The organism is Streptomyces canarius (genome assembly GCF_014650735.1).
Classification (GTDB): Bacteria; Actinomycetota; Actinomycetes; order Streptomycetales; family Streptomycetaceae; genus Streptomyces; species Streptomyces olivaceoviridis.
The window spans coordinates 193,120-207,680 of sequence record NZ_BMVN01000003.1 but is presented as its reverse complement, the minus strand read 5'-3'; the positions used below and the strand labels follow the sequence as shown (position 1 = coordinate 207,680).

Annotated in this window: 22 protein-coding genes; 2 read left to right on the top strand and 20 right to left on the bottom strand. The window is 70.9% G+C overall.

The window, feature by feature from the left end:
• Positions 1-35 precede the first annotated feature (35 nt).
• From IE294_RS05700 to IE294_RS05640, 13 genes are all read right to left on the bottom strand, one after another.
• Positions 36-1,286 carry a ParB/RepB/Spo0J family partition protein gene (locus tag IE294_RS05700; RefSeq protein WP_189882883.1) on the bottom strand — a complete coding sequence of 417 codons (1,251 nt, stop codon included), beginning with the start codon at positions 1,284-1,286 and terminating at the stop codon, positions 36-38.
• A gap of 140 nt (positions 1,287-1,426) precedes the next feature.
• Entirely contained in the window at positions 1,427-1,915 is a 489-nt protein-coding gene (locus IE294_RS05695; RefSeq protein ID WP_189882881.1) for a hypothetical protein, read from the bottom strand.
• Positions 1,916-2,117: 202 nt separating this feature from the next.
• On the bottom strand, positions 2,118-2,792 hold the full coding sequence (locus IE294_RS05690) for a hypothetical protein (RefSeq protein ID WP_189882879.1): 675 nt from the start codon (positions 2,790-2,792) through the stop codon (positions 2,118-2,120).
• A 122-nt stretch (positions 2,793-2,914) separates the two neighbouring features.
• Positions 2,915-3,967: an N-6 DNA methylase gene (locus IE294_RS05685; RefSeq protein ID WP_189882877.1), complete on the bottom strand. Its 1,053-nt coding sequence runs from the start codon at positions 3,965-3,967 to the stop codon at positions 2,915-2,917.
• Positions 3,968-4,034: 67 nt separating this feature from the next.
• Positions 4,035-4,292, bottom strand: a complete 258-nt coding sequence (locus tag IE294_RS05680) for a hypothetical protein (RefSeq protein WP_189882875.1) — start codon at positions 4,290-4,292, stop codon at positions 4,035-4,037.
• Positions 4,293-4,437: 145 nt separating this feature from the next.
• Positions 4,438-4,752 carry a hypothetical protein gene (locus IE294_RS05675; RefSeq protein ID WP_189882872.1) on the bottom strand — a complete coding sequence of 105 codons (315 nt, stop codon included), beginning with the start codon at positions 4,750-4,752 and terminating at the stop codon, positions 4,438-4,440.
• 68 nt (positions 4,753-4,820) lie between these two features.
• Positions 4,821-5,000 (bottom strand): hypothetical protein, encoded by a 180-nt coding sequence (locus IE294_RS05670; RefSeq protein WP_189882871.1) that lies wholly within the window; start codon positions 4,998-5,000, stop codon positions 4,821-4,823.
• A 27-nt stretch (positions 5,001-5,027) separates the two neighbouring features.
• Positions 5,028-5,909: a hypothetical protein gene (locus IE294_RS05665; RefSeq protein WP_189882869.1), complete on the bottom strand. Its 882-nt coding sequence runs from the start codon at positions 5,907-5,909 to the stop codon at positions 5,028-5,030.
• Between the two features lie 56 nt (positions 5,910-5,965).
• A complete protein-coding gene (locus IE294_RS05660) occupies positions 5,966-6,490 on the bottom strand; it encodes a hypothetical protein (protein ID WP_189882867.1) in 525 nt (174 codons plus the stop codon).
• Between the two features lie 19 nt (positions 6,491-6,509).
• Entirely contained in the window at positions 6,510-6,854 is a 345-nt protein-coding gene (locus tag IE294_RS05655) for a hypothetical protein (RefSeq protein WP_189882865.1), read from the bottom strand.
• A 138-nt stretch (positions 6,855-6,992) separates the two neighbouring features.
• A complete protein-coding gene (locus IE294_RS05650) occupies positions 6,993-7,169 on the bottom strand; it encodes a hypothetical protein (RefSeq protein WP_189882863.1) in 177 nt (58 codons plus the stop codon).
• 19 nt (positions 7,170-7,188) lie between these two features.
• Positions 7,189-7,881 carry a hypothetical protein gene (locus IE294_RS05645; protein ID WP_189882861.1) on the bottom strand — a complete coding sequence of 231 codons (693 nt, stop codon included), beginning with the start codon at positions 7,879-7,881 and terminating at the stop codon, positions 7,189-7,191.
• 66 nt (positions 7,882-7,947) lie between these two features.
• The gene (locus tag IE294_RS05640) at positions 7,948-8,169 is read right to left on the bottom strand and encodes a hypothetical protein (protein WP_189882859.1); all 222 of its coding nucleotides are present in this window, start codon (positions 8,167-8,169) and stop codon (positions 7,948-7,950) included.
• Positions 8,170-8,339: 170 nt separating this feature from the next.
• Here IE294_RS05640 and IE294_RS05635 point away from each other — a divergent pair, with 170 nt between their 5' ends.
• Positions 8,340-8,633, top strand: a complete 294-nt coding sequence (locus tag IE294_RS05635) for a hypothetical protein (RefSeq protein WP_189882857.1) — start codon at positions 8,340-8,342, stop codon at positions 8,631-8,633.
• Between the two features lie 70 nt (positions 8,634-8,703).
• On the opposite strand, the gene IE294_RS05630 is transcribed toward IE294_RS05635, so the two are convergent.
• The 7 genes from IE294_RS05630 to IE294_RS05600 all read right to left on the bottom strand — a co-directional run bounded on the left by IE294_RS05630 (position 8,704) and on the right by IE294_RS05600 (position 14,002).
• The gene (locus IE294_RS05630; RefSeq protein ID WP_189882856.1) at positions 8,704-8,958 is read right to left on the bottom strand and encodes a hypothetical protein; all 255 of its coding nucleotides are present in this window, start codon (positions 8,956-8,958) and stop codon (positions 8,704-8,706) included.
• A gap of 120 nt (positions 8,959-9,078) precedes the next feature.
• Complete coding sequence (locus IE294_RS05625) at positions 9,079-10,278, bottom strand: hypothetical protein (RefSeq protein WP_189882855.1); 1,200 nt, start codon at positions 10,276-10,278, stop codon at positions 9,079-9,081.
• Positions 10,275-10,700 carry a hypothetical protein gene (locus IE294_RS05620; RefSeq protein ID WP_189882853.1) on the bottom strand — a complete coding sequence of 142 codons (426 nt, stop codon included), beginning with the start codon at positions 10,698-10,700 and terminating at the stop codon, positions 10,275-10,277. The genes IE294_RS05625 and IE294_RS05620 overlap by 4 nt, the downstream gene beginning before the upstream one ends.
• A 32-nt stretch (positions 10,701-10,732) precedes the next feature.
• Positions 10,733-11,575, bottom strand: a complete 843-nt coding sequence (locus IE294_RS05615) for a hypothetical protein (RefSeq protein WP_189882851.1) — start codon at positions 11,573-11,575, stop codon at positions 10,733-10,735.
• The gene (locus IE294_RS05610; protein ID WP_189882849.1) at positions 11,572-12,876 is read right to left on the bottom strand and encodes a conjugal transfer protein; all 1,305 of its coding nucleotides are present in this window, start codon (positions 12,874-12,876) and stop codon (positions 11,572-11,574) included. The genes IE294_RS05615 and IE294_RS05610 overlap by 4 nt, the downstream gene beginning before the upstream one ends.
• Before the next feature lie 100 nt (positions 12,877-12,976).
• Positions 12,977-13,231: a hypothetical protein gene (locus IE294_RS05605; RefSeq protein WP_189882847.1), complete on the bottom strand. Its 255-nt coding sequence runs from the start codon at positions 13,229-13,231 to the stop codon at positions 12,977-12,979.
• Between the two features lie 483 nt (positions 13,232-13,714).
• Positions 13,715-14,002 carry a hypothetical protein gene (locus IE294_RS05600; protein WP_189882845.1) on the bottom strand — a complete coding sequence of 96 codons (288 nt, stop codon included), beginning with the start codon at positions 14,000-14,002 and terminating at the stop codon, positions 13,715-13,717.
• 199 nt (positions 14,003-14,201) lie between these two features.
• On the opposite strand from IE294_RS05600, the gene IE294_RS05595 reads away from it, so the two are divergent.
• A complete protein-coding gene (locus IE294_RS05595) occupies positions 14,202-14,537 on the top strand; it encodes a hypothetical protein (RefSeq protein ID WP_229917025.1) in 336 nt (111 codons plus the stop codon).
• Positions 14,538-14,561: the final 24 nt, after the last annotated feature.

The following is a 14,561-nucleotide window of genomic DNA, read 5'->3' as shown; positions in this document are numbered from 1 at the left end:
GTCCCGCCCTCGGGGCGGGGCCGCTGGGGTGGGTGTCAGGCGTCGGCTTCGGCGTCGCCGGCGGCGACCGGGGTGGCGGCCTCAGCGTCGTCGTCCTCGGCGACCGTGGCGGCGGCCTCGGCGTCGGGGTTGACGGTCAGGCCGCTCGCGCGGACCTCGGCGACCATCTCGGCCTTCCGCAGGTTGGCCATGGCCTTGGTCGCGATGTCCTGGAGGTGCTTGATCCGCAGGCGGTGGCCGCCGATGCCACCGGGCGTGCCGACGAGCAGCAGGGCGAGTTCCTCCGGGTCCGATGCGGCGAGCAGCGAGAGGATCTCGCCGGCCTGGCCGAGCTTCTCGATCTTCCCGACCAGCTTCGAGCGGTCGGCCAGGATGCGGTCGCGCTCCTCGTCGGGCAGGTCGAGGGAACCGGGCAGCGAGTCCTGCCCCTTGTCCTTGCGGGAGGCGGCGGCCTCGTCGGACAGGACGAAGAAGCTGCCCTGTTCCTGCTGCCGCTTCTCCTCGGTGTGCAGGGCCTGCGCGAAGCTCTCGGCGTCCCGGGCCGACTTGAAGTCGCCTCGGACCCACTTCGACAGGAACCGGACCTGGTTGGCGGTGGCTAGCTTCCCGACGTACCAGGCGAGGCCGACGGGGAGCTGGCCCTTCACCAGGGCTTCGCGGGCCTCGGGGCACAGGTTCAGCAGGTCGATCCGCCACTGGACGTAGGCGGCGGACTTGCCGACCAGCTCGGCGATCTCGTCGACGGTGTAGCCGGCCTCGGCCAGCTTGTGGAAGGCCTTCGCTTCCTCGACGGGGGTCATGTCCGCGCGGCCGACGTTCTCGGCGACGGCCATGGCGAAGGTCTCGCGGCCGTCGCCGACGCCGTGCATGACGACGGCCTTCATCGTGGTGAGGCCGGCCATCTGGGCGGCCCGCCAGCGGCGCTCGCCCATGATGATCGTGTACCGCTTGGCGTCCTCGTTGTAGCGGACGTTGATCGGCTGGAGCTGGCCGAGCTTCTTCATGGACCGGGCGAGGTCGGCGAGGTCGGCCTCGTCGAAGTGCTCGCGGGGCTGGCCCGGGTCGCGGTCGATCTTGCTGGTGGGGAGGGTGCGGAACTGGGTCCGCTTCTCGTTCTCGTCGCCGGCCTGGGCGGGGATCGCCTTCTTCGCGGGGGCCGGCTTCTTCGCGGGCGTCGCCTTCACGGGGGCCCTTTTGGCCGGCTTCTTGGCAGCCGGGGCCCTCTTCGCGGGGGCCTCGGGGGCGGTGGCCGTGGTGGTGGCCTCGGGGGTGGTGGCGGTGGTCATAGCGCGTCCAATCGCTAGGTGGTGGGGTGGTTTGATCTACTTTCATTCTTTCCGAATTGGCTTGCCCTATCCAGTTTTAACAAGCTGATTCGGTAAAGAGACGTCTAAGAAGCCCGCAGGTCAGAGGCGGTTTGCGGCCTCTACTCCCCCTCGCGGGCGTCGGTGATGTGGTCCTCGTCGATGTCGAGGAACCGGGCGAGCTGGGCGGGGCTGTCGAAGCGGCCCTTGAGGGTGGCCAGGACCGTGTCGTTGGTGCCGGTGACCTCCACCAGGTCGTCGTGGAACTCGACGTCGACCTGGCCGTGGCGGATGACGGCCCGCATGAGGGTGGCGAGAGCCTGGTCGCCGGTGGGACCGTCCCCGGCCAGCGGGATGTCCAGGGCGGTGTTGCCCGACAGGTGGGCCAGGCCGGACTGGGTGATCTCGACGGCCTGGCCGTCGTGGAGGCTGCGCGTGGAGTCGACGCGGACCCAGCCTGCCTGGACCAGCTCGTTGACGGTCGGCGGGGAGATCATGCCGCCGGGGCTGTCGATGAAAACCGGGTGAGGTACGGCCGCGAACTGGCGGACGTCGCCGGCCGCGATGATGGCGAGGGCCCTCAGCTGGAGGTCGGTGGGTTCGGTGGTCATGGGGCTGTGTCCCTTCTGGTGGGTCGCGTTTGGCCCTGCCGGGTGGTTGTGGTGGTCGGTTCCGTGAACTGAGCTGAGACGGGCTGTGAGGCGGCCGGATCGGGGCGTTCGGCCTGCGTGGAGAGCGGTCCCGCGCGAGGCCCGACGCGGCCGGGCGGGCGGGGTGGGGCCGGCCGGGCGAGGCCCGGCCGGCGGGCCCGGGTCAGCCGGCCAGGATGGCCTCGCCGAGGGCCGTCAGCTGGACCTTCTGACCGACGTACAGGGAGGTGGAGGTGTCCTTCGTGGCCCAGCCCTGGCTGATGGCGAACTCGACCATGTCCTTGCGCGGCTTGGTGCCGTTGGTGACCTGGACGATCGCCTGCCCGACCTTCATCTCCTGGAGCTTGACGCCGTTGTCCCGGATGGCCTCCAGGGTCCGCTTCTGCGCCTGGGTCGCCTTCGGGACGTCGACCGGGGCGGGCGCGGGAGCCGGCTCGGGCTCGGCCTGCGGGATGGCCTCGGCCGGGGCGTCGGCGAACCGCTCCAGGAGGCCGTCGGTGGTCGCCAGGAAGTGCTGGGCGGCGTCAATCTCCATGCGGGCGGCCTCGTTGCGGATCTGGCAGGTGCTGGAGCCGGGCGAGCGGGTCAGCAGCTGGCGGGTCAGAGTCTTGCGCATGTCGGCCAGCGCCTCGCGGAGGCCGGCCGTCTCGGCGTGCGCGAGGACCTGCCTGAACGGGAGGGCCTCCGCTGCGGCTTCCATGGCGGACCGGACACGGCTGGTGTCGACCGCCTGCCCGAGGTCCGTCAGGCAGTCGGCCAGCTTGGTGCGGGCGACTTCCTCACGGCTCAGGTACGTGCTGGCGATGGACTCGAAGACCTGGGTGAGGCTGGTGGTCATGACTGGCTCCCATTCCGTGCTAGTTGGTGTGTTTTGAACTACTTTCATTCTTTCCGATATGGCTTGCCCTAGCCAGTTTTGACAAGCCGATTCGGCAAAGAATCGGACAAGAAAGTCCCAGTTCAGGCGGCCCGGGAGTCCCCGTTGACCAGCTGCTCTACGCGACCCACCGCGTAGGCGATGGCCATGTGAGCGGCGGCGTCATCCCTGCGTTCGACCATGATGCGGCGGTGCTCGACGGCGCGGGGCCAGAGGTCACCTTCGGCCAAGGTGTCACCGCAGGCCACCAAGGCATTCGGGCCCATCCCCCACACGATCATGTTGACGGCGCACCCGGCTGCGGCCAGAGGGTCGATCTCCTGCGCGAACCAGGTGAAGCGGGCGGGGTCCAGGCCCATGCCCCGCAGGTGCTGGGCGGCGGAGCGGACCATGCCGCCTGTGCCGGCGCACGGGTCGAGGATCGAGTAGCCCTCGCGGATCGCCTCACGGTCGTCGCCGATGACCTGCGCGGCCATCATGTCGCACACCTCGGGCGGCGTGTGGTACTCGCCGAGGCCCTGCCGAGCCGTGTTGTGGCGCAGGCTGGTGACCGTCCACGACATCAGGTCGATCCAACTGTTTGCCTCCGGGTCCGCGTGCCCGGTGTGGTCGAGGGCGTTGTGGTCCAGCGCTGCGCGGAACGTGGCCCGGATCGCTGCCAGCTCGTTCGGCGTGTGCCGGTCCTCCTCCGCCCAGCGGAACAGGACCGAGGCGGTGTCGATCAGGTCGGGTCGCCGCATCCACCAGTAGGCGGCGACCTCCCGGACGCAGGCGAGGAGCTGCTGGGCGTCCAGCCCCTTCAGGAACTCGGCCAGGGTCCGCGGGTGTCCCTTCAGCGGCCACAGGACGAGGGTCGCGACGATGCCGAGCGGGATCTCCATGCGGTTCCCGCCGTGAGCCCGATGCCAGGCCGTGGAGACGGCCTCACCGAATGTGGGGCCGTCGGCGGGGCGGATGCTGAACTCCGGCCGGGGGCGGGACGGGGCCTGCGGGATGAGGGCCGGCTGCTGCGGCTGCGGCGGCATGGCCACTGTGGTGGCGTACTGGCCGGCGGTCGGCCTGGGCAGGCTGATCGTCTTCTCGGGCTTCGGTGCTTCGGGCTCGCCAAGGTGGGCGAACAGGTCCAGCTGTTCCATGAGGTGCCTCCGTGCAGGCATGAGGCGGCCCGGCACCCTTTCTGGTGCCGGGCCGGGGTGAGAGGGTTCAGATGCGGGTGGCGGCCATGGCGGCCTCGACGATCGGGAAGGTCTCGCCCCAGGTGGCCTCGATGTCGAAGAACTCGTCGCCGCCGTATCCGTCGCGGCCCGCGATGTACGCCTTGCCGCTGCCCTTGGGGAGCCGGACCGTGTACCGGTAGCCGTCCTCGACGCTGACCTCGGTGGTGAGGCCGAGGTTCGAGCGCGTCCAGTACGTGGCGGTGGCGGCTGCGGCGAAGACGGCGGTGATCGTGGCGGCGTCCATGGCGGGCTCCCTTTCCTGTCAGGGTGGGGTGATTTGAACTACTTTCATTCTTCCCGAATCGACTCACCCTAGCCAGTTTTAACAAGTCGATTCGGTAAAAGAACTTCTAAGAAACCCACAGGTCAAGCGCCTGCCGCTGGAGGACTCACGCAGTCCGCAGGTCGGTCCACTCCTTCCCCCAGTCGGCGCCCGGGGTGCCCTCGAACGACTCGCCGGCCACCACGTAGCAGTCGAGCATCCCGGTGTCCGTCAGGTGCCAGGCGAGGGCCTTCGCCCACGCGGACTCCGTGTCGTGCCCGTTCACCACGTACGTGGTGGGCTTCTCTCCGTCGTGCCGCTCGACGCCCGCGATGGTCACGGTGAACGGGCGGGGCTGCTCGCTCCAGTCGTCCCGGAAGCCGCGGTACAGGGGCTCGCTACCGAACCGCTGCGGGGTCCCGATGTGCTGCTGCTTGTTCATGCTCGTCTTCCTGTTCTCGTGAGGCGCCGCCCCGGTGCGGGGCGGCTTGGGGCTGTGGGGTGGCGCTGTCACCAGCCGGGCGCCACGGGCTCCTCGTACGGGGACGGCGCTTCCGGGCCGGTCTCGTACAGGTCGTCCTCGTAGTGCTCGCACCACGGCTTGCACGGCTCGTGCTCGTGAGCCTCGCAGCCGTCGCACTGGAGGCACTCACCGCCGGTGGAGCAGATCGGGCAGGTCTTCTCGGTCATGTCGTCTTCCTTCCTGGTCGGGATCGGTCAGCGGGTGAGGTGCGTCCGGAGCGCTTCGCCGGCGGCTCGTACACGGTCGGCGGTCCAGCCCGAGCCGGTCAGCGTCAGCCGGGCCAGCTCGTGCCTCGGGCCGTCGACGGCGACGATCTTCACGCTCATGGTCCGCACGTCGACGCCGAAGCGGAGGTCCCCGGCGGCCGGGGGTGTCATCTCCGCCGCCTGCCGCCAGTGGACCGACACCCGGTGCTCGTCGGCGCCTTCCGGGCCGGGGCAGGCGTGGGAGATCGCGTTCAGCAGCTCCTCGCCGTGCGCGCACCCGTCGTGGTGGTGCAGGATGGCGACCCGGGTTCCGTTCATCCGGAACGAGTGCCGGGTGAACGACGGCCACGTGCGGCTCGTGATGTCGCAGCCCCACGCGGGAACGCGGGCCGTGCGCTCCAGCCAGAAGCCCTCACCGTGCTCGTCGACGTAGAAGCGGCCGAGGTCCCAGCCGGGCACGCGCGCGGCCTCGTCCCACGACCAGGGCCGCCGGTTGCGATAGTCACGCTCGTCGGGGCCGGTCGTGACCCACAGGCGCCATCCGTCCGGGCCGGTGAACCCCGGGCCGTCCGAGTAGAGCGGCTCGACGCGGACCAGCACCCGGGGGGCGTTCACCTCGACCACGGTGGGCTGCTTGCGCAGCGCCGCACGCACCGGGCAGTCCCCGCACGCGCCGTTGCGAATGCAGGACCCGTGGCCGCCCCAGCGGGCGCGGCGGGTGTCGTACGCCTCCAGCAGTGCAGCCCATCTGCGGGGCCGCAGGGCGCACTGCGCGCCTGTGCCTCCGTGGGCGTTGAGGCTCAGCCGGTTCCACCCCTTCCCGTCGGGGCCGCCGGCCGGGGCCTGGGGTTCGGGCAAGTAGATCGGCACGTCCGTTCCTTTCTGTGGTCGGGGTCCGGCCCTGGGCGGGGCCGGACGCGGGGCGGTCAGTGGCCGAGGTAGGCCGGGGCCTTGCCGCGGTTGCAGGGCCGCTCGTTGTCGACGGTGACGGCGGCGGCCAGGCGCTCGTGCTTGCGGTGCAGGGCGATCAGCCCCGTCAGGGCCGCGTTCAGCACCTCGTCGTCGCGGGAGTTCAGGTGGCCGTGCTCGATGATCGCGAGGCGGCGGGCGCGCAGGTCGATGTCCTGCCGGGCGAGCTGGACGCTGACCGCGTTCAGCGGCTCCATCGTCGGCAGGACTCCAGTGATCGGGGCGGTGGCGTAGCCGAGGACCGCGGCCGGGATCATGAAGTCGTGCTGGGCGAGCAGGTCGGTGGCCTCCCGCACGGCGTCGGCCGCCGGCTGGGGGATCTGACCGGGCTCGTCCACGGGGGACGTCTGGAGGGCTATCGCGGCGTCCTCGATGGCCCCGGCGAGCGTCTCGATCATGTAGCGCTGCGGGTGGTAGGCCCGGCCGCGCACGACGGCGGCGAGGGCCATCAGGCGGCGAGCGCTTGCGAGGTAGACGGACATGGTCGGTTCTCCTTCGCGATCAGGCCGCGGCGACATAGCGGGCGGCCACGGCGTGGTAGCAGCGGACGGAGCGCAGACCGGCCGGGCAGTTGCACTGGCCGGTGGCTGCGGTCCGGTAGACCTCGGAGCCGTCATCGGAGACGACGAGGAAGATCCGGTTCTGGCGGAGCGGGACGACCGCACCCAGCTCCAGCAGTTCGAGTGCCTTCGTGATCTGCCACTTCGGGTGGGTGGTGTCGGTGCGCGCGCTGCGGCGGACCCTCAGGCGGCACTTCGGGCCGTAGCCGTCGGGTGACGGCTTGCGGAGCGGGCGGCGGCACTTCAGGCACCTGCCGTGCTCGGTTGTGGCCGTGGTGCCGCGCATGTCCGCTCCTGTCGTGTGGTGGTGGTTTGAACTACTTTCATTCTTTCCGAATCAGCTTGCCCTAGCCAGTTTTAACAAGTCGATTCAATAAAGAAGGGGCAAAGAAAACCGCAGGTCACAGCCCTGCGGCTCCCTCGCCTACTGGCCCGCCGACCGCTTACAGCGGTCGTGCCGGTGGCAGTTGCACAGCCCGCAGGCGGCGCACATCCAGTCGGCCTCCAGGCCACACAGTCCGCACCCTCCGGTCAGCTCCAGCTCCAGGTCGTCGAGGAAGCTCGCACGGGCGATGACCGCTTCGCGCTGTTCGCGGTTCATGGGTGTCCTCCGGGTTCGGTCAGGCGGCCGGGGTCGGCAGGACCCGCTCAACGGTCACGACGTCCCACGCGGCAGTCTCGACGGGCACCGCGAACGCCCACTGGCCGCGGTAGGTGCGCCGGCCGTCCTCCTCGGTGGCGCCCCGGACGAGCGCCCACCACTCGGCCTGGCCGGCGTCCGCGATCCGCGTGCCGGTGCCGACGATCCGCAGACGGGCGCCGAACGCGTGCAGGACGTCGCCGGGCTCGACGAGCATGCGCGGGACCTCGATAGGGGCGGGCTCGCCGGCGGCGATCCGGGCGGCCTGGGCGGCGGCCGGGTCGGCGAGCGTGCAGTCCGCCTCGATGGCGGCCTGCTCGGCCCGCTCGACGCTGGGGATGTAGAGGCCCCGGGCGTACTCGCGAGCCGGCCTCCCGAGCTTCGCGTACGCATGGAAGGTGCCGTGCTCCTGGGTGATCGCGACCGGCCAGACGCCGACGACGAACGCGACGGCGCGCTCGGAAGCGACGACCAAGACATCGCCGTCGGCGACCTGGTCCTGCTCGATGGCCGCACGGGCGTCGGCGGTGCTGGCGAAGTGCCACACCGTCGGCTTGGCCGCCTCGTCGACCTCCCGGGCGGTGTCGACGGCGTCGACGATCTGGGGGAGCTGGAGGGCGGCGCCGGCCTGGGGGGTGCCCTGGGCGAGGCGCTCGGCGTAGCTGCTGCTCATGGTCGGTCTGTTCCTCTCTGGGGTGGGTGCCGCCCGCCGGGTGGTGGGCGGCACCGTCGGTGGTGGCTACTGGGCGCGCTCGATGATCTGGATCGTGTCGGTGTCGACCATGTGGACGCCACGCCCGTCGCTCAGGACGGTCCGGTCGCGGCCGTCGCTGCTGACCCCTCCGGGCCAGGGCTCACGGTCGACACGGACGCGGATGACGCTCCCGTGGGTGCTGCCGGACGCGACGCCTTCCACGAGGTCGCCGACCTGGATGTCGAGGGGGGTGCCGTGGTTGCTCACGGGCGATTCCTTCCTGTCTGGGGCTGTTTGTGGTGCCACATTCATTCTTGCCAAATCAGCTTGCCCTAGCCAGTTTTCCCTAAGAGATTTGACAAAGAAACGGCAAAGAATCGATGCTGGCCGTCACCCTCACTCGGTTTGACCAAATCAGCTCGTGAAAGACTGACGCCATGGCCAAGCCCTACTTCGGCAAGCAGCCGCTGCCCGACTACCAGCCCAGCGATACAGTCCGTGCCGCCCTCAAGGCATGGGAAGAGGCGCTCAAGCGGGAAGAGGAGACGCGCCACGCAGCCCGCAAGGCGCTCGCCGACGAGCTGAAGGCCGACACCGACCTCCCGTACGCCGCCGTGGCCGCGCACCCGCTCGTGCCGTGGACGGAGGCGACGCTGCGCATCATCGGCCAGGAGTACAAGGTGCCGCCCCGGCAGCCGAACAAGGCCAAGCAGGCAGCCAAGGACGACTAGCCCCCGACAACACCAAGGGCCGCACCGGAGCACCAGTGCGGCCCTTCGTCGTTCCCTGCGCGGCGGGAAGTCAGCCGGCCTTGACCCAGAGCCCGATCAGCAGCGCCAGGACGATCCCGACCGACGCGACCTTCTCCCAGGTCTCCATATCGCGCCACCCCTTCGGCGTGTACTGCACCCGGATGACCTCCTCGCCGTCCGGGTGGTGACCGCCGTGGAACTTACGCCGGTGGACGTGGCCCTCGGCTTGCGCTGCCGCTTTCGTCTCGACCGGCAACGACGTCGTCCGGCACAGCGGACAGCGGTACGCGTACGGCCCGCCCACGGGCGCCCTCCTCACTCGCGCGTCGTCACCGCTCATGATGGAGGACGTGCCGCCCGGCTGGCTCATGATTGCCTCGCTTTCACTATTCGTACGGTCCGTTCGATTCCCTGCGTCTGCGGGTCAGCCCGCGTCTTCGAGGCGCTCCATCACCCACGCGGTTGGGCCCCGCGAGGCGTCGTTCACCAATCGGTATCCGCGTGCAGCGTCTTCGGCCGTCCATCCGTCCGGGGGCGTCTCAACTCCTCTCCGACCACTCTCCGCGCTCTCCGCCTCCGGAGATTTCCACAGGTCAGCGGCACTCTTCGGCCTGCTCTCCGCCTCCGGAGAGTGCTCCTGACCGCTTCCAGGGGAGGGGGGCGGGGGCAGCTGGTCGCGGTGGATGCCGGCCCGCCCGGCGACCCCCCTCGCGCGGAAGGTGCGGGAGGGGTCGAAGCTGGCGTCGATGAGCACCTTCCGGAGCTGCTTGTCGTCGGCCTCCGCCAGGCCGGGGAGACGCTCCCGCATGGCCGGTCGGAGGGTCGCCAGATGCACCCCGTTATCGTCGCCGGTCAGCTCCCGTATCAGGGCCGTCAGCGGGGGCTCAGCGGGGGCCTGGTCGGCGGTCTCGGCGGGGGCCTCTGCGGGGGCCTTGCTGGGGGTGCGGCGCAGCAGTCGGACGAGGCCCTTGCGGCGGCTCACCGGGGCGGTGTCCTGGCCCTTCTCCGGGGCCTTCTCTGCGGGCTTCGGCTGCTCGGGCTTGGCCTTGCCCAGGAGCCGGTCGAACAGGCCCCGACCGGTCATGACCGCCGCCTGGACCCACGCCCAGGCCATGCCCGTCAGCGCGAGAGTGCCGAACTGCTGGACGGTGTGGACGGCGACGAGGAGGACCAGGACCACTCCCCCGAGCCGGGCGGGGATCGACCACTTCTCGCCGTAGCTGCCGTTGAGCCACCCGTAGAGCAGGCCGACGAGTGTCCGCGTCCCGGCCCAGAACCACCGCGCGACGGCCGCGATGCCCGCCGCGGTGCGACGCGCAACGCTGGCCGCCGGCTTGCGGCTCGCTGCGATGCCCTGCCGTGCAACGCCTGCAACGGCTTTCGGGTCGGCGTACGGGCGCAGGTCCGGCATCGCGAGCGCGCGCAGCCGCGCGGGCCTCTCCCCCGGCTCGGGCTCATCGTCGGGGTCGAAGTCGTCGACCGGCTCAGGATCAGCGGGCGGCTCATGCTCGCGGGCGGGCTCAGGCTCACGGGGGGTGTGAGCCGGGGCGTGGTCGGCCGTGAGCCCGGCGGTGAGCTGAGCCGTCTCACCGTCCGGGCCGGGAGCCTGCGTCCTGGTCGTCATGAGCCGGCGAAGTGCATCGCGATGGCGTGGATCCGCTGGGCGAGGATCCCGAAGCCTCCGCCGGCGCCCGCCATGATGTGGACCAGGATGATGCCGACCACGGCGACCTGCCTGCGGGTGAGCCCCACCCAGATCAGGAACACGATGAACAGCAGGGCGAGGCCCGGCAGCGTGACCCCCGGCACGATGGCGTGGGCCAGGCCGACGAAGTCTCCCATGACGAGCTGCGGGACCACGGTGAACGGCCAGCCGGCGGCCGTGTAGCTAGCCCCGGCCAGCATGCTGAGGCCGAGTGTCCACCACCAGCTGAGCGGCTTGCCCTTGGCGTTCGGGGCCTTCTGCTCCCTGGTGCCGAAGATCAGGATGGCGGTGAGCACCAGAGCGAAGGAGACGATCCCGATCGCAGGGATCACGGTCTTCACAGTCTGTCCTTTATGTACGAGGGGTGGCGGGGTCAGATCTCGATGGGGTTGCCGTACAGGAACGCGCCGACGACGAGGCAGACGGTCAGGGCCCGGGTGGTCCAGGCGATGAGGAACCAGGACCGGCGGGTCGCGCGGTCAAGGGAGACGGCGACGATCGCGATGACGCCCCAGAAGTAGACGTCGGGGTTGTCCTGCAACCGGCCGGGGTGGTGCGCAACGCTGGCCGTTGCTGCCTCCACGAACTGGGGGATGCCGAAGTACCAGCCGGCCACGAAGCCACTGCCGGCGAACAGCAGCCACTTGCGGTGCGGCTTGATCTCGCGGACCAGCTCGCCGAGGGACTTCTTCTCCCTCTGGTGGTACAGCGGGACGGGCGTCGCGAACGGCGGCCGGGTGGGCTCGCGGTCCGGGCGGCGCACCCTCGCGATCCACTTCCCGCGCCGCCTCTCCCCCACTGGCTCGTCGTAGTCGCTGGGCTCGTCTTTGTCTTCTTCACCAGGTTCGTCGTCGGGGGCGGCCTGCTTCTCGACGGGGCGCGGGCGGGGCCGGGGCGGCGGGGCGGGCTGCTCGGCGGGCTCTTCCTGGTCCGGCTGGTCGTCGGTGGCGGGCTCCTCGGCGGCCAGGGCCGGTGGGGCGGGCTCGTCGCCGAGCTGCGGCTTGTCTTTCGCCCACCAGTCGGGCAGGCGGCCACTCCCCCGGCGCGGGGCGGGTGCCGGGACGTCGGGGGCGTAGTCGGGGCGGGGCGGGATCACGACGGCGGGCGCGGGCTGCGGCTCCTCCTCGGCGGCGTGGCCGGCGGGGCGGACGCCGCGCGCGCGCAGCGTGGCCCGGACGGCGCTTTCGTTCTGGTCGGGTTGCGTCTGGTCGGTCATGCGTAGGACCCCTGTCCTTCTCCGTTCAGCTGGTGTGCTTCGGTCAGCCGCGCGCCCGCGGTGACCTCGTCGACGTCGAGCAGCAGGGCCGCGCTCGACGGGGTGAGCCGGTCGCCGGCCTTGAGCCAGTCGGCGAGCTTTACGACACGTCGCGCATGCGCCAGTCGACGGCCAGCCGTGGCCGGGCTCACGCCCAGCAGTGGCGCTGTGTTGGTCTTCGTGAGCCGCTCCCCGTTCCGAATGCGGGTCGCAAGCTCGATGATCTGGATCTGCTCGATGTCGAGCGGCGGCTCAGGCTCACGCTCGCCGCTCGGCTCAGACTCAGGCTCGTCGTCCGCTTCCCGCTCGTCATCGGGCTCTCGCTGCTGGTCGCCGACGGGCTCACGGTCGCTGTGAGCCGGGCTCGCGCCGGGCGCACCGGTCTGCTGCTCGCCGGCGCGCAGGGCCGGCGGCTTCGTCAGCGACAAGGCAAGCCGCGCAGGCTCGCCGGGGTCCGGCTCAGGCTCACGCTGGTGAGGCTCAGGCTCACCCGGCTCAGGATCGGGCTCGTCGTCGGTGAACCAGTGGATCGCGGGCGGCGCGGAGGGCTCACGGGCGGGCTCACGCTCGACGCGCTGGGCGGGCTCAACCGTGGGAAGAGCCGGAACCGGCGGGCCGACGGCGAGCATGTCGCCGAGCGCCAGATCCGCGCCTGCGGTGAGCCGGACCCGCTGCACCCCGATCAGCTCGACGCCGAGCTGCGCGTCACCCTCCCCCGCCCGACGCATGAGCCACCAGGCAACTAGCGCGGACCAGCTCTGTACCCACTTCCAGGGGTGCCGCTCGGCGCGCGCACGGTGGTACGCGATCCGCCGCATGATCGCGGCGTTGCGGCGCTGCGCCTCAACGTCGACACGCGTGCGGTAGACGACCATCCGCCGCGCGACCAGACCGAAGCCTTCGGCCGCGATGCACATAGCCATGGGCGTGATCCCGTACACGACCGCCTCGGTCGTGGTGTCGGCGAGCATGACGCCGGTGGCCGAAGCGGTGGCGGGCACCGCCCACAGCCCGGCCCTGACCGGCCAAGGCGCGGCCTGCCCGAACATGATGAGCAGCACCATCACCAGGGCGAGGACAAGCGTCGCGCCCTCGCCGGCCGCGACGACGCCAAGCGCCGTCGCACGGCGGGCCGGCCCGAACTCGCTCTCGACATTCGTGAACGTGCCCCAGGCGCCGAGCCCGGCGAAGCCGACCATCGGGACTGTCGCGGCGATCAGAACGGCGCGCTGCCCTCCGGAGAGCTTGCGCGTCTCGGTCATGGCTCTGCCCTTCACGAGTGGTCGAGACGGTCACAGGAAGGCCGGGCCCTGCGGAACAAGGGGACGGACGCATGGCCCGGCCGGTCTGGGTGCCGGTCCGTCAGTCGGCGATGGCGTCGGGGCCAAGGCTGTCGGGGATCTCGCCCGCGCGGAGAGTCTCGGCAATCGCGCGGTACTCCACCGCCCTGCCTCGGGCGATCGCGGCGGCCCGACTAGCGCAGGCGCGCGTGTGGTCGCTGCCGGTCAGGGCGGCGGCGCGCTCTCCGTCCTTCGCTGCGGCCTCGGCGCGCGCCGCGGCGACCTTCTCGAAGTAGTCGGCTTCCTCATTGAGGCGTTCTTGAGTGATCTCTGACATGGGCCTCACCCTTCTCGGTCGGTTGTGGGAGGCCGGCCGGACCCTCCCTGGGAAGGTCGAGGGCCCGGCCGGTAGGTGACGGTCAGCGGCGCCGGCCAACGTCGACCGGGATCCCGGCGGCGTCGCCCAAGCGCGCGACCCGCGACCTGTGCCGCGCGCGCCAGCCAGCCGCCAGCTCGGCCTCACCGACGTGCCGCTTCGCGGCCTTCTCCTGCTCCCGCGTAGGCGCTGACACCGGGCGAGTAGCGCGGACCCCCGGTCAGCGCCTCCCGCAGTCGACCGAAGGCGCTCACGCGGTCCGCCTCTCCCCGGGCGACTCGGCACTCGCCTTCGCGTGAAACCGAGCCGACTCCCTCTGCCCGAGCGCGGCGTCCGCGCGGGCGGCCCGGTCCTTCGGCGTACCCCGGTCCTCGCGGCATGCGCGCACCGTGGCCGGCTGCGCGACAGTCTGGTTCGGCGTCCTGATGCTGATCCGGCGGGGGCTCATCCGCGCACCTTCCTCAGCACGCGCTCGCCGTACTCGCCCTCCGTCTCACCCGGCTCGGGGTCCGGGAAGACCGCGAGGACCGCACGGGAGAACTCGACACCGGCGCCCTTCGTCCGCAACGCGATGAACATGAACAGGGCCTTCTCCGACGCCGGGTCGGTGGGCGTCACGGTGCACAGCACCTCGGCGATCTCGACCACCTTCGCGCGGACGGCGTCGCTGACCTGCCCGGCTCCCGCCGGTTCTTCTGCATGGGCGCCAGGCGCCCGGATAACCTTGCTCACGTTCGCACTCCTGGTAGCTCAGGCGGGCGACCGGCGCCGGGCGGGCCTTCCACAACACCGCCCGGCGCCGATTCATTTGACGGAACGAAGTCGAAGGAGCCGACCTCGCAGAGCCAAACCCTAGGGCTTGTACTCGTAGAGATGCAAGCCCTAGGGTTTGCCCTGCCTCGGTTGCGCTCTCGCAAGGAAGGGAGCCGGCGTGTCGCACGAGCCCGAGGCCACAGGACAGGACTCCGAGGAGGTGAGCCGGTTGGTGGACGCCATCGAGGCGTTCAGAGCCATTGAGGACCCGGCCGAGCGAACGAAGGTCGCTTCCGAGGCTCTGCGTCGGTGGCCTGACCTGCATTCGGAGCTACGAAGCATCCGGCAGGACAGCGTCCTGCAACTACGGGACCAGGGGCTCACTTGGCCGCAGATCGCCACGATCATCGGCGGTGGCATCAAGCCCGAGCGTGCGCAGCAGATCGGCAAGGGGCTGAGCGGCGCGCAGCGGAAGAAGAACGAGCGGGCCGCCAAGGCAGAGAGGGAGGAATGACCGCTTCACAGACGTTCCCCGTCA

Excerpts from the sequence above, each read along its gene's own strand:
- IE294_RS05700 (WP_189882883.1), bottom strand. The coding sequence starts at position 1,286 with ATGACCACCGCCACCACCCCCGAGGCCACCACCACGGCCACCGCCCCC.
- IE294_RS05695 (WP_189882881.1), bottom strand. The coding sequence starts at position 1,915 with ATGACCACCGAACCCACCGACCTCCAGCTGAGGGCCCTCGCCATCATC.
- IE294_RS05690 (WP_189882879.1), bottom strand. The coding sequence starts at position 2,792 with ATGACCACCAGCCTCACCCAGGTCTTCGAGTCCATCGCCAGCACGTAC.
- IE294_RS05685 (WP_189882877.1), bottom strand. The coding sequence starts at position 3,967 with ATGGAACAGCTGGACCTGTTCGCCCACCTTGGCGAGCCCGAAGCACCG.
- IE294_RS05680 (WP_189882875.1), bottom strand. The coding sequence starts at position 4,292 with ATGGACGCCGCCACGATCACCGCCGTCTTCGCCGCAGCCGCCACCGCC.
- IE294_RS05675 (WP_189882872.1), bottom strand. The coding sequence starts at position 4,752 with ATGAACAAGCAGCAGCACATCGGGACCCCGCAGCGGTTCGGTAGCGAG.
- IE294_RS05670 (WP_189882871.1), bottom strand. The coding sequence starts at position 5,000 with ATGACCGAGAAGACCTGCCCGATCTGCTCCACCGGCGGTGAGTGCCTC.
- IE294_RS05660 (WP_189882867.1), bottom strand. The coding sequence starts at position 6,490 with ATGTCCGTCTACCTCGCAAGCGCTCGCCGCCTGATGGCCCTCGCCGCC.
- IE294_RS05655 (WP_189882865.1), bottom strand. The coding sequence starts at position 6,854 with ATGCGCGGCACCACGGCCACAACCGAGCACGGCAGGTGCCTGAAGTGC.
- IE294_RS05650 (WP_189882863.1), bottom strand. The coding sequence starts at position 7,169 with ATGAACCGCGAACAGCGCGAAGCGGTCATCGCCCGTGCGAGCTTCCTC.
- IE294_RS05645 (WP_189882861.1), bottom strand. The coding sequence starts at position 7,881 with ATGAGCAGCAGCTACGCCGAGCGCCTCGCCCAGGGCACCCCCCAGGCC.
- IE294_RS05635 (WP_189882857.1), top strand. The coding sequence starts at position 8,340 with ATGGCCAAGCCCTACTTCGGCAAGCAGCCGCTGCCCGACTACCAGCCC.
- IE294_RS05625 (WP_189882855.1), bottom strand. The coding sequence starts at position 10,278 with ATGACGACCAGGACGCAGGCTCCCGGCCCGGACGGTGAGACGGCTCAG.
- IE294_RS05615 (WP_189882851.1), bottom strand. The coding sequence starts at position 11,575 with ATGACCGACCAGACGCAACCCGACCAGAACGAAAGCGCCGTCCGGGCC.
- IE294_RS05610 (WP_189882849.1), bottom strand. The coding sequence starts at position 12,876 with ATGACCGAGACGCGCAAGCTCTCCGGAGGGCAGCGCGCCGTTCTGATC.
- IE294_RS05605 (WP_189882847.1), bottom strand. The coding sequence starts at position 13,231 with ATGTCAGAGATCACTCAAGAACGCCTCAATGAGGAAGCCGACTACTTC.